This window comes from Floridaenema fluviatile BLCC-F154 (assembly GCF_041929135.1).
GTDB lineage: Bacteria > Cyanobacteriota > Cyanobacteriia > Cyanobacteriales > Aerosakkonemataceae > Floridanema > Floridanema fluviatile.
On the sequence record NZ_JBHFNS010000074.1, the window covers coordinates 1 to 13,099 of the forward strand.

Consider the following 13,099-nt stretch of genomic DNA (forward strand, 5'->3'; position numbering starts at 1 on the left):
AATGAGTTCGATCGCACAAAATGTCACTTAGGCTACTGTGCGTTCGCTGTTTTTCCTCAAGTTTGTTGTAGCGAAATCAATATTAAACAGAATTAAGAACCAAAAACAAAAAATATTAAATTTATAATTTCTCCCTCAATAGTTCGTAGTAGCGACTTCAGTCGTTTAACGACTGAAGTCGCTACAACAAACTAGAGGAAAAACAGCGAACGCACAGTAGCCTAAGTGACATTTTGTGCGATCGAACTCATTAAACCTCTAGCAACAATTCCAATCTCTCATCTACTTTCATCTGCGATTAAAAAACCAAAATTCGCATTTTTACAGAAACCTAATCTCTGTCTTCTGGACAATAATATTGAGGCGCTACTTTCAGAGTAATTTCTATATCCTGCTTACGCGCATTATCACGAGTGGAGTTACCGGAAGGATTTTGGGTTAACTTTGTGATATCCTCAGTGCGGATTTCCTCAACAGTTTTACCTTCCTCTAATCGTTTACATACCGATTCAGGATCGGAACTACTCGACAAAAGCATATTTCTCACCCTTTCATCTGGATAAGTTTCAGCCAACTTCTCATATTGTTCCGAATATTTACCATCTCTAAGTCTTTTTCTGCGAACAGGAACACGCTGCGCCATCGGAGTTGCAGATTTTGTTACCGTTGGAGTACCACCACACAACTTTGCTAAATCAAGCGTATGTCCACTACTAGTAATCATGTGGCATGGTAAATCACTACTGGGAATATCCGTCATCGGAAAACCATATTCAGTTTCAATTTGGGCTAGTACTGGTAAAGGTTGTAGCGATAGAGTTAACAAAGCAAACTTTAACAACTTGGACATAAAAACAACCGAACTAGAGTATCACACTCTTAGAATTCCCAGTTGAATCTCTCCGCTAACAATATTTAGCAAAAAAATTCCTAATTCCAGCATTTTTTAGGGCGAATTAAATACAGTAACGCACCAAAAATACCAAATAATGATATATTAAATTTTTTGCTTAATGACTCGTTAATGGTGCGTTAGTAACGTACCTTACAAGAGGTTGATAAACGGTATCTCTTTGCTGATAAATACGCCCCAAAGAATTAATTGCCGCTTGTAAAGTTGACACTTCCATGCAAGTACCACCTTGAGCACCTGCCATCGTCGTAATATGTTCTTCCATCAACGTTCCACCAATATCATTACAACCCCAAGTTAAAGCAGTTGTCGCACCTGACAAACCCAGTTTTACCCAACTTGGTTGATGATTAATAATCCAATTTCCTAAGAAAATTCTGGCTACCGCAGTCAGTAAAAGTGCATCTGCTAAAACTGGTTGATCTCTTCCAACTCGGCGGCGTAGCGGCTTCGGTGCTTCTTGTCCGACAAAAGGCAAAAGAATAAATTCTGTAAAACCAATTAATCCTTTTTCTTTAGCAGTTTGTTGCAGTTTTCGTAATAAACTAAAATGCGTAATTTGCTGTTCTGGTGTTTCAATATGTCCCGAAAGCATGGTGCTAGTTGTTGGTAATCCTAATTTATGTGCAGTGCCAATAATTTCTAACCAAGTGGCAGTATCGATTTTTTCGGGACAGATTACTTTGCGGATGTTATCGTCTAAAACTTCCGCAGCGGTTCCAGGCATTGAACCAACTCCGGCATCTTGGAAAGCGGCGATTACTTCAGTGTAAGTTAAGCTATCTTCTCTAGCAATAAATTGTACTTCTTGCGGCGAAAAGGCGTGTAAATGGATATTAGGAAATGCGTTTTTAATGCCTTTAACTATGTTTAAGTAGTAATCTAAAGAAGTGCCATTAAGTTTAGCTTTGGGGTTAAGTCCTCCCTGCATACAAATTTCGGTAGCACCTCTTTGAACTGCATCGGTAGTTTTTTCTAAAATTTGGTTTAAATCTAACCAATAAGCGCCTGTTTCTCCTTCGTCACGACGAAAGGCACAAAAGCTACAATGCTGTTCGCAAATGTTAGTAAAGTTAATGTTGCGGTTAATGACGTAAGTTACTGTATTTCCGACTTGTTTTTTTCGCAGTTCGTCAGCTGTGGTACGAATAGCAGCAATAATATCTGTGTCTGTTTGCTGCAAAAGTAACATTCCTTCTGCTTCTGATATATCGTAACCTGCGAGGGCACGATCGAGAATTGCATCAACTGTTTTAGTAATCACGGCATATCTCAGGAGAATGGAACTTCTTTATTCTACATTTTGACAAACATGGTAGAGACATTTCATGAAACGTCTCTACAACGCAGATTTGGGATAAAACATATTTTTTAATCTTCCCTGTTCTGATGGTTAGTAGATTTTTGTTCTATTTCTGCTAAAGTTTGTTTGGGGTTACTGCGTCTTCGTCTATACCAAGTAGCGCCAGCAACTAAGATTCCGGTTAATGCTAATGCCCCAATTAAAGGCAAAATATCTCCGGTTCTGATGGCTTGTAATCCCGAACTTCCTAATAGTACAAAGGGTAAAATTCCGGGAACTGTGCCTAAAATTGTGCCTAAAAGATAGTCGCGAAATTTAATGGAAGTTAAGCCAGCAGCAAAGTTAACTAATCCGTAAGGAATGATTGGTAATAAGCGAATGGCGAACATATAAAATAAGCCGCCTTGTTGCATTTCTGCGTCCATTGCTTGCCATTTTCCGGCGAGTCTGCGGGCGACAAATTCTCTACCGGAGGTGCGGGCAAAAATAAATGCTACTACGGCGGCGACTATTGCGCCAATGCTTGTCCAAAGTGTACCTAACCAGGGGCCAAATATTGCGCCGCCTGTGAGGTTTAAGGCGGTGGAGGGCATGACTAAAATTGTGGCGATCGTATAAATTACGATATAAATTACAGGTGCCCAAATTCCAGCTTCTTTCAACCAAAGTTGTAGTTGATTTGGGTTAATTCCACCTAATAAGTAAATCGCCAAACCTGTCGCTACTAAACAGATTATAGTCAATAAGAAAATACTACTTTTAAAATTCAATTTGTTACTCCTTGGGGGGAAATAGATAATTTTTAGGAGTGATTACTTGCGCTTGTGATTCAACACCATACAATTCTCGCACTAAATAAAGTGGTCGTCTTTTTACTTCTTCGTAAACTCGACCTAAATATTCGCCAATTATGCCTAATGTTAGTAGTTGAATGCCACCCAAGAATAGTACAGCTACCATTAAGGAAGCATAACCGGGCCAATCAACACCATAAATTAAGGTGCGAATTATTAAGAATGAGGCGTAAAGGAAGGAAATAAAAGAAATAATAAAACCTAGATAACCCCAAACTTTTAAAGGTAATAAACTAAAGGAGGTAATGCCATCAATGGCGAAGTTCCAAAGTCGCCAATAATTCCAGGTGGTTTTGCCTTTTAATCGGGGTTGACGATCGAACATTACAGAAGTTTGTTTAAAGCCTACCCAAGCAAACAAACCTTTCATAAATCGCGTTCTTTCTGGTAATTGTTTTAAAGCTTCTACTACTTTGCGATCTAATAAACGAAAGTCGCCAGTATTAGCAGGAATCGGAACGCGACTCATTTTACCAATGGTGCTATAAAAAGCTAATGCCGTAATTTTTTTTAGCCAGCTTTCTCCTTGACGCGATCGCCTAGTTGCATAAACTACGTCGTAACCTTCCCGCCATTTTTCTACCAATTCACCGATTAATTCGGGCGGATCTTGTAAGTCGGCATCAATGGGAATTACTGCTGCACCAACAGCATAATCAATCCCAGCCGTCAAAGCAATTTCTTTACCAAAATTGCGCGATAAATTGACTACTTTAATAGCTGAGTTACGATAATGATGATCTATCAAACATTTAAGCGTATTATCCTTACTGCCATCATTTACACAAACAATTTCATAAGTACTTGACAATCGTTCCAGTACAGATTCTAATCGTTCAAATAGATAATCAATATTCAGTTCCTCATTATAGAGAGGCACAACTATAGATAGTTCAGGAGATTTCGCAGCATCAAGCATAGTAAAAACCTATAGGAAACTGTCCTTGATTTAGAATTCCCAGCGTAACCAGTAGATGTAACTTTTTTAGCAGATTAAGTTTTATTTACCCTGAAGCTTAACAAAGAATAACGAATACTGATTTGGGAACAATAAAGAATGAACAATTAATTGTAATTTGCACCTGTGACCAGATTTATCTTATGACCAAACCAAAATTAATAATTCGTCCAGCTTTGGAACTAGTAGCTTTTCTGGCGATCGCGATCGGTGTTGTCTTACGCTTAGTTTATCTGGGAGCCAGAGAATTTTGGTACGATGAAGTATTATCCCTGATCGTTGCTACTGGTCAAAATGTCAACTACAAAACACCAGAAGCCTTGCCAGTACCTTTGCGCGACTACACTGCTTTGTTAACTTTACCATCGGAAGCTAATTTGGGAGAGGCGATCGCAACATTTAGAAACGTTTTCAAAAGCTTGTTAGGTGACGTTCATCCCCCTCTTTCTTTTCTGACGCTACATTTTTGGATCAGGCTGTTTGGCAACAGTGATGCTGCTACTCATGGTCAAATAGTTTTGTTCAGTTTAATCGCGATTTTTGCAGCTTATGGATTAGGACGATTATTATTAGGACATCGCGGTGGACTATTGCTAGCTGCATTATTAGCCACAAATCCATATTACTTATCTCACTCGCTCAATATTCGGATGTACGGAGGGTTAGTTCTCTGGACAATTTTAAGTGCTTGGGCATTATTAGAATTAATTAAATTTTCAACTCAGGAAGAAACAAAAGAGGCAAAAAGTCAAGATTCTCGCTGGCTAATTTTGTGGAATATCTTGTTAATTGGTGCAGTAACCGCAGGATTAATGACTCAGTATCTTTTTGCTTACTGGTTAATTACATTATCGATTTTGGTGCTGATTTGCGATCGCTCTCATTGGTGGCAACATGGATTACGTTTAGGTTTTAGTGTATTATTAACAATTCCTTGGATACTCTGGGGAACTAGACAGCAATTACGCAACCGTCCTAATTTGGGAGGTCAATTCGATCGAACAGGTAGCATCGAACATTTATGGGATGTAGCGCAAACTTTAGGAACCCAATTAGTATTAGGAGACTGGGTAACAAGTTTACCAAAAATTATTCCCATAGTTACAGGTTGCGTAGTAATTTTGTTACTTACCGCCTGTACAATTAGTCTGTGGAAACAAGGAATACGTCGCAGTTTAATTATTGCTTTAGTCTTGGGAATTTTACCATTATTACTAGCCTCAGCAGTAGACATTATTAGTGGTAAATTCACCGTTAGTTTTGGCTGGGGTCGCACGATGATTTTCATTTTACCCGGATGTTTGCTATTAGTAACTCTCTGGTTAGAAAAGGCAGCTGGAAAATGGCAAATGCCGATCGCAGTAACTTTACTGGTATTGTACTTAGGCATTGGTATCAGTGATTTTAGCCTCAGACAACGTTGGATGTTTCATCAAGTAGCTGACATAATTCAACAGCAACCAACAACCCCAACTTTAATCGCATTAAACTCTAATGCTTGGGGTCATGTGCTGCGTTTGGCTTACTATACTCCGGCAAATCCGCCTGTAATGCTACTAGCTCAACCTCCAGCTAAACTGGCACCTAGCTTAGAAAAAGTGCTGAATGAAACAAACACAACAGTTTATCCGCGGATTATTTGGTTAGATAGTGCTAATCCTGTGTGGTCTCAATTGAAAACCGAAGTAGAAAGGGAAAAAGAAAACCAAAAAATTGACAAACTATTACAATCAGGGTTCAAATTAACCCAAAAACAAGAGCTTTCCGGCACAATGAGTATGGATAAGTTTACTGTCAAGGTTTATACTCGTGCTGGTGATAGTTAAAAACTAAGTTTATGAGTAATAGTCAATCGGAATCTTTGTTACCTGTACCATCTGGTGCTTTAGTAATTCCTCCTTTATCAGCTGCGCCTGTTTTGACTGAAGGTGCATCTACTTTCTTTTCTTTGATAGTTCCAACGTATAACGAAAGAAAAAATATCGAGCAATTAGTGCAGCGACTTTGCTATTTGCTTGATGGAGGAATTCCGGGAGCTTATGAACTGATTATAGTTGATGATAATAGTCCTGATGGGACTTGGCAAATAGCATTAGAATTGATGGCTCAATATCCGCAACTGCGAGTAATGCGACGAGTAGAAGAAAAGGGACTTTCTACAGCAGTAATTCGCGGTTGGCAAGTTGCTAAAGGAGATGTTTTAGGGGTAATTGATGGCGATCTTCAGCATCCTCCAGAATTGTTATTAAAGCTGTGGCAAGAAATTGCAGGGGGGGCAGATTTGGCGATCGCCAGTCGTCACGTAGAAGGCGGAGGAGTGAGTCAATGGAGTATTATTCGGAGATTTTTATCCCGTGGCGCTCAACTTTTAGGCTTAGTTATTTGTCCAGAAGTGATAGGTCGAGTTTCCGATCCAATGACAGGTTATTTTTTGGTACGTCGCACCTGCATTGCCAACAAAACTATGAATCCTCTGGGCTATAAAATCTTAATTGAAGTATTAGGTAGAGGTAAAATACGTTGGATTGCTGAAGTTGGTTATGTTTTCCAAGAACGTCAACATGGTGAGAGCAAGGTAACAGGAAAACAATATATAGAATATATCCAACATTTGATTAGATTACGTTTTTCCCTCTGGCCGATCGGTCGGTTTTTCCGCTTTGCTATAGTAGGCTTTAGCGGCGTATTTGTGGATATGATAGTGCTTTACTTACTTAGCGATCCTTCGACTTTAGGTTGGGGTTTAACTCGCAGTAAAATCATCGCTTCGGAGTTAGCAATCGTCAATAATTTTCTCTGGAATGATATCTGGACTTTTGGGGATATTTCCCAACATCAGCCTGGTAAAAGGCAGCGATTGAAAAGGTTTTTAAAGTTTAATATAATTTGTTTAGCTGGGTTGATTTTAAATGTATTGGTTTTAAATCTCCTATTTAATGTGTTCGGATTTAAGTATTTGCCTTATGGTCGTTATTTGGCAAATTTAATTGCGATCGTTATTGTTACTTTCTGGAATTTCTGGATCAACTTTAAGTTAAGTTGGCGAGTTACTAGCGTGGAAAATAAATAAGGTTTATGCAAGGTAATCAAGAAGAAAAGCATCCTGTGGATAATAGTGAACTTGGGTTATCCCAACCAAGGAAAGAAGTTCAATTTGCTTACATTCCCTGGATTGTGCTGGGAGCAGGTATTTTATTTTCATTATTTTGGCAACTCCTAGTTCCTTATGGTCATTTTTTTAGTGGAGACGGAGCCTTAAAAGCTTTATTAGCTCAACAATGGAGTGCTGGAGATTTTCGGTTTGATTTAGATTTACCCGCTGCATCTTGGGTAAAAACTCTTTGGCAAAAAGGACTTTATCCTTTTGAAGAACCTTTTGTTTATTTGGTCAAAGATGTTTATTACATTACTTTTCCCTTTACTTTTCCCGTACTAACCGCCCCATTTCATGCTTTGTCAGGGTATCGAGGATTATATTTTGTTCCCCTGGTAGCAACTTGGGCAATTTGGTTGAATTTTTATTGGGTTTGCCGTCGATTGAAATTAAACGATTTACTGACGGCTCTTGGTCTAGTTGTTTTAATTTTTGCATCTCCTTTAACCTTTTATAGTGCTACCTACTGGGAACATAATCTAGCGATCGCTCTGAGTTTTTATGGAATGTCTACTCTGTTAGTTCCAGGGAAACAAGGACTTTCTAAAAAAGATGCAATTTTCAGCGGTGTAGCAATTGGTTTATCAGTTTGGTTTCGGGAAGAAATAGTAATTATTGTCGGCTTTTTTTGCTTGCTGGTTTATGCAGCCTATTTTTTCCGGCTACGGCGGTTAAAGCATTTAGCTGAAAATAAAGAGCTAATTGTCATCAGCATGATTTTAAGTGTTGGGGGATTTTTCCTATTAAACTTGTTTGTTTATCATCACCCACTTGGTATTCATTCAATTCAAGTTGTGAAAAAATTCTCACTTTTGGAGAGGTTGCAGGTTACAGCAGGAAACTTAAAAATTTTCCTGGTAGGTGAAAACTTTAATCAATGGTATAGTCTGCTTTATACTTTTCCTTTGGTACTTTTTCCAATTATTTATTTAGTTGGTTACTTCTGGAAGCCGCAAAAACTAAAGTTAACACTTCGGGCGAAAATTGTTTATCTACTCTGTCTATTATTCCCGATCGCTGTTGCTTTTTTAGTACCTGCGGGTGGTGGCGGAAAACAATGGAGTCCTCGTTTTCTTTTGGTGTTGATTCCCTTAATAATATTGGTAACGATCGGAGAATTGCGATTTCTTAAACGGATTTCTCAACCAGTAGTTCGTAATTTGAGTTATGCGGGTTTCTTCTTACTTTTGATGGTTAGTTTTTGGCTAAATACAATAACCGCACCCAGGTATTTTGTAGAAAGTGCCCAAAGGATTCAACCCGCAATTGACTTTTTGCGATCGCATCCCAACCAAATAGTAGCTGTATCCCATCAATATGTAGCTCAATCAATGATGCCAGCAATGGAAGAAAAGCTATTTTTCCTGAGCAAAAATCAGCAATCTTTAGGCATTTTAGGCAAAGAGTTAAACCAGCAAAAAATCAATGAATTTGCTTATGTCTGTTATCCTTATCAGTTAACTGAACTCTGTAAAACTTTGGCAAAAAAACCCAAGAGCTTGCTAACTTTCCCAGAGCAAAATTTTACTTTAGCATTCTCTGAATTAGGGAAGTATGGCACTGGGAAGTATGCAATTTACCAAGCTGAACTTACGTCCCTCAAGTCGAGTTTACCAGAGGCGATCGCTCCCTTGCCTAAACTTTAGCTTTTAGTCCTAGAAACTTAATCTTTTTTGATGGTTTCTGGGACACCGACTGGGGAAAGATTGGCGATCGCTCTTAAATTTTGCCGACGTAATAATTCAATAAAATCCAAGTTGGAACGCCCTTCTATTTGGGCTACAGCATCAATGGCTCGGATTAAACTTTGCGCTGCTTCTGTTTCCGAATAACCCCGGCGAATTGCCACTTTCAGCGCCGCTTCATCAGCAGAAAGTTGCGTTTGAGAATTGCGATTACTTCGCCAAATTTGAGTAGTTGCTAATGCAGTTAATCCTCCCGCAATTACTATTCCCACGATATCTCGTTGCACTAGTTCAAATACTCCCCCCAAAAGTGCAGCTACTACCACGCCTTGATAAACATCAGGTTTAAACCATTTAATTCCGATTAGCCAAGAAACCGTTCTTAACAACAACAAATCTCGTTGTTGTTGAGATAAACGACTCCACAAATTAAAGTTAATCCAAATTTCTCTGGTTCCAGTCCAAGGGAAAGGATAAGGGCTTTCTATGACTGTTTTTTGCTCTGGTTTACTAACGATTTTACAGATCATTCGACCAGAGGCAGGCATCACATCGAGAAGGCGATTAATTTCTGTTTTCGGCTCCATAAGTCAATTATTAAGAAAGGCAGAAGTGGGGTGGTGGGGTGGTGGGGTGGTGGGGGATGTTAGATATAAAAAATTTCCCCCCTGCACCCCTGCACCCCCGCTCAAAATCAGGGAGACGGTTTAACTGTGGGGGTGGGTTGAGGTTTTGCGGGTGTTGGTGTTGTAGCTTGGGGAGTAGGAGGTTTGGGGGTAACTGGGGGTGCAGCTTGGGGTGTGGTGGTAACTGCGGGTGGTGTAGTGGGTGTGGGGGTTGGTGCTGGGGTGACTGCGGGGGTGGGGGCTTCTTTTTCGCCTAAAATGCTGGGATTACCAGTGTCGTAGAAACCTGCGATACAAGAAATCATTAAAGTTGCTAAGGTACCGACAAATAAGGCTTTCCAACCTAATTCAGAAATGTCTTTTCTGCGGGAGGGTGCTAGAGCGATCGTACCACCAACAAAGATGCCAACGGAAGCAATATGAGCAAAACCGGAAAGGGCGTAACTGACAATTAAGACGGTGCGATCGCTCACCTTCCCTTCTGCCGCTGCCTGTGCTAAAGCTTGATAAGGTGGAATTGCTGTTTCTAAAAGTCTGCGCCCGATAATTACCGAAGCTGTCCAAGTTTCATCAAAAGCAATTCCTGTTAATAAGGTTAATGGGTAAAAAAGAACTCCCAAAATATTTGGTAAAGTGACTACACTAAAAATTTGTCCGATCAAACCGGGTATAGCAGCCAACCCACCAAATATTTGATTTACTAAAGAAACTAAGCCGAGAATTAAAATTAGTATAGCTGCGATCGAAACAGCCATTTTTACCCCATCAAGTGCGCCCAAAATTGCCGCATCCATTGGGCTAACTCGTTCAATTGGTTCTCCTCCTACTGTTTCTGTTGGCGCTTTTTCTTCCTCAACTCCTGTTTCTGTAGTTGAATTTTTAGTTTTTTCTTCGACAGGAATTCCTCCAGCTGTTACAGGTATTCCTGTTTCGGGAACTAGGATTTTTGATAACACAAAACAGGCAGGTATTGCCATAATTGATGCTGATACCAAATGTCCTAAAATATTGGGAAATACTGGTCTGAGGAAATTTACATAAATTGCTAAAGTTGAAGAAGCCGCAGTTCCAAAACAACAAGCTAAAATTGCACAAATTTCGCTGCGAGTCATTCTAGCAATGTACGGTTTAACAGCAATTGCTGCTTCAATTCCCACAAAAATATTTGCCGCCCCACTCAGAGATTCGGCTCCGCTTAATCGCATAGTTTTGTAGAAAGCTTTGGCAAATACAGCGGTGATAACTTGAATTACTCCCAAGTTATAAAGTAATGCCATTAATCCCGAAAAGAAGATGACCGCAGGTAAGGCACGAAAGGCAAAAATGTAGCCTAAATTCACATCAGCGGGTCTTCCTGGGATGGGTACGATGTTTTTACCAAAGACAAAATTTGCCCCGACATCTGCTGCTAAAAATACACTGTCTAATAAGCCGCTAAATACTTTTAATCCTTCTCTAGTTAGGGGAAATTGAAATACTAAAAATCCCAAAACTAGTTGTAAGAGTATGCCTCCAATTATGACTCGCCAAGGGATAATTTTACGATGTTCTGAGAAAATCCAAGCGACTATACATAATCCGAATATTCCCAAAAAGGAAATTAAATTGAGGTAAATTGGATGAGACATGATTGACTTCCGTTGTTCATAACAATCAGGGAGAGTAATTCCACTTTTACAGGAATTGAAGATTCGATCCGAAAGATTGCCTTCTTAGAGAGTACAGCATCAAACAGGTAATACGATGAAAAACATTACACTCTTTAAACTTAAGGAAATGATTAATTTTGTGTTTCCTATGCGGATTAGTCTGCTACAGTTAATAATGGGCGATAAAACGCTGGATGTAATGACTCATGGATGCTTTTGCCCCTGTTCCGCCCGATTGGACTGAAAAAGCGGTTCACGCTGAAAATTTCTGTTGTCCCACTTGTCACGCTACCAGTATGGAAGCGGAACGAGTTTGGATAAATCGCCGATCGCCAGTTTACACGGAAGATTATCGAAAAAAATGGCAGGAGTTTTATCACTGCCGTTGTGGTGCTGTTTGGTGGGCTTGGAGTACGGAACGTCCACCTTCGGAATTTGCAAATCGCGATCGGATCGATCCGTCAGAATAGATAGTACAACACCCAAATAAATCCCCGACTTCTTCAAGAGGTCGGGGATCTAAAATTTAATTGAGAGTCGCACCTAAACCCCACTCCCCCAACCCTAATGTCGGCAGGGGTCTCCCGTTATAACGGAGGTTAACGGGAGGGGAATGCCGATTTGATAGAAAAGTGAGCGTAGCGAAAACGATTTAATTCTCTGGTGTCGCTTGTTGCTCGACATATTTTTTTAACTGTTCAATGGTAACACCGCCACAACTAGCAACAAAATAGGAACCAGTCCAGAACACAGGTTTTTTATAAAACTGGTATAAATAATCAGGAAATTCTTTTCTAATTAAACGACTAGAGACAGTCTTTAAATTAGCAATAAATTTATTAATTTGTACCTGTGGATGATAACGGATCAACAAATGTACATGATCGCTTTCCCCATTAAATTCTAGCAATGTACATTCCCATTTTTTACAGGTATCATCAAAAATTTCATTAAGCCGATTATGTAAAGCTTTATTAATTACCTTACGCCTATATTTTGTGACTAATACTATATGAGCAGTAAGAAGGTAGACAGACCTAAAACCCTTGTCGTAGTTGGTTGACATCTTTTAGCAATGAGTGTTATATTAGCTTGATGATTATAACCTACCAGTACAAAATTAAACCCAGTGACGAGCAAGTGTCTATCCTTGAAAATTGGATGGAATTATTGCGCCGTCACTGGAATTTTGCACTTGGTCAAAGGTTAGATTGGCTCAATTCAACTCGATGTCAGATTAACTGTTGCTCTATTATTTCTGAACCGATTGGGGAAATACCAGAAAAAGTAGATTATTACACTCAACAAGCAGCACTTAAAGAAACTAAAGTATTATTTCCTGAATATAAGGCAATTTATACAGAAGTACAACAACTTAATTTACAAAGGTTAGATAAAGCCTGGAAGCGATGGTTAATTCCTGATAAGTCAGGTAAACGTGGAGGAAGACCAAAATTTAAGAAAAAAGGCGAATTAAGGTCTATTAGTTTTTCGAGAGTAAATCATCCTAAAGCTGTCTGTTTTTTAGAAGGAAATACTTTAAGGATTCCTAAACTTGGTGTATTTCCAGTAGTTTTGCATCGTGATATTCCAGAAGGTTTTACTCTGAAAACAGCAACTATAGTTAGAAAAGCTGATGGTTACTACGTTTGTATTACTGCGTCAGATGAAACAATACCAGATTTAAAGCCAATTGATACAGTTAAAACTGCGGTAGGAATTGATGTAGGCTTAAAGGAATTTTTAACAACATCAGATAATGAAACTGTAGCAACACCACAATTCTACAGGAAAGTACAAAGTCATTTAGCACGTCAACAAAGATTTATATCACGGCAGGAAAAAGGGTCTAATAGTTATAAGAGGCAACAAAATAACATCGCTCGGATTCACCAACGTATTCAACGCCAGAGAAAAGATTTTCATTATAAAACTGCTCATCAATTAGTGAGGAAAT

General features: G+C 39.2%; 11 protein-coding genes and 1 pseudogene. 5 read left to right on the forward strand and 7 right to left on the reverse strand.

The genetic code is table 11. From position 1 onward, the window contains the following. Positions 1-331: 331 nt before the first annotated feature. The 4 genes from ACE1B6_RS19905 to ACE1B6_RS19920 form a co-directional block, all read right to left on the reverse strand. Positions 332-850: a hypothetical protein gene (locus ACE1B6_RS19905; protein ID WP_413259006.1), complete on the reverse strand. Its 519-nt coding sequence runs from the start codon at positions 848-850 to the stop codon at positions 332-334. A 160-nt stretch (positions 851-1,010) separates the two neighbouring features. Then, positions 1,011-2,177 (reverse strand): 7,8-didemethyl-8-hydroxy-5-deazariboflavin synthase subunit CofH, encoded by a 1,167-nt coding sequence (cofH, locus tag ACE1B6_RS19910; protein ID WP_413259007.1) that lies wholly within the window; start codon positions 2,175-2,177, stop codon positions 1,011-1,013. 107 nt (positions 2,178-2,284) lie between these two features. Then, positions 2,285-2,959 (reverse strand): TVP38/TMEM64 family protein, encoded by a 675-nt coding sequence (locus ACE1B6_RS19915; protein ID WP_413259008.1) that lies wholly within the window; start codon positions 2,957-2,959, stop codon positions 2,285-2,287. A 31-nt stretch (positions 2,960-2,990) separates the two neighbouring features. Then, positions 2,991-3,989: a glycosyltransferase family 2 protein gene (locus ACE1B6_RS19920; RefSeq protein ID WP_413259009.1), complete on the reverse strand. Its 999-nt coding sequence runs from the start codon at positions 3,987-3,989 to the stop codon at positions 2,991-2,993. 182 nt (positions 3,990-4,171) lie between these two features. On the opposite strand from ACE1B6_RS19920, the gene ACE1B6_RS19925 reads away from it, so the two are divergent. The 3 genes from ACE1B6_RS19925 to ACE1B6_RS19935 are packed head-to-tail and all read left to right on the forward strand — an operon-like array spanning position 4,172 to position 8,828. Further along, on the forward strand, positions 4,172-5,854 hold the full coding sequence (locus ACE1B6_RS19925) for a glycosyltransferase family 39 protein (RefSeq protein ID WP_413259010.1): 1,683 nt from the start codon (positions 4,172-4,174) through the stop codon (positions 5,852-5,854). 11 nt (positions 5,855-5,865) lie between these two features. After that, complete coding sequence (locus tag ACE1B6_RS19930) at positions 5,866-7,098, forward strand: glycosyltransferase (protein ID WP_413259011.1); 1,233 nt, start codon at positions 5,866-5,868, stop codon at positions 7,096-7,098. A gap of 5 nt (positions 7,099-7,103) precedes the next feature. Then, positions 7,104-8,828, forward strand: a complete 1,725-nt coding sequence (locus ACE1B6_RS19935; RefSeq protein ID WP_413259012.1) for an LA_3751/LA_3752 family putative glycosyltransferase — start codon at positions 7,104-7,106, stop codon at positions 8,826-8,828. 17 nt (positions 8,829-8,845) lie between these two features. Here ACE1B6_RS19935 and ACE1B6_RS19940 read toward each other — a convergent pair whose 3' ends face one another. Beyond that, the gene (locus tag ACE1B6_RS19940) at positions 8,846-9,454 is read right to left on the reverse strand and encodes a DUF3318 domain-containing protein (protein ID WP_413259013.1); all 609 of its coding nucleotides are present in this window, start codon (positions 9,452-9,454) and stop codon (positions 8,846-8,848) included. 107 nt (positions 9,455-9,561) lie between these two features. After that, the gene (locus ACE1B6_RS19945) at positions 9,562-11,121 is read right to left on the reverse strand and encodes a NupC/NupG family nucleoside CNT transporter (RefSeq protein WP_413259014.1); all 1,560 of its coding nucleotides are present in this window, start codon (positions 11,119-11,121) and stop codon (positions 9,562-9,564) included. 227 nt (positions 11,122-11,348) lie between these two features. On the opposite strand from ACE1B6_RS19945, the gene ACE1B6_RS19950 reads away from it, so the two are divergent. Continuing rightward, complete coding sequence (locus ACE1B6_RS19950; protein ID WP_413259015.1) at positions 11,349-11,612, forward strand: hypothetical protein; 264 nt, start codon at positions 11,349-11,351, stop codon at positions 11,610-11,612. A gap of 182 nt (positions 11,613-11,794) precedes the next feature. Here the strand turns inward: ACE1B6_RS19950 and tnpA are convergent. Next, positions 11,795-12,282: pseudogene (tnpA, locus tag ACE1B6_RS19955) on the reverse strand (IS200/IS605 family transposase). Here tnpA and ACE1B6_RS19960 point away from each other — a divergent pair. Further along, on the forward strand, positions 12,238-13,099 hold an 862-nt coding region (locus ACE1B6_RS19960; RefSeq protein ID WP_459563067.1), incomplete at its 3' end, for an RNA-guided endonuclease InsQ/TnpB family protein. The pseudogene tnpA and the gene ACE1B6_RS19960 sit on opposite strands and share 45 nt — an antisense overlap.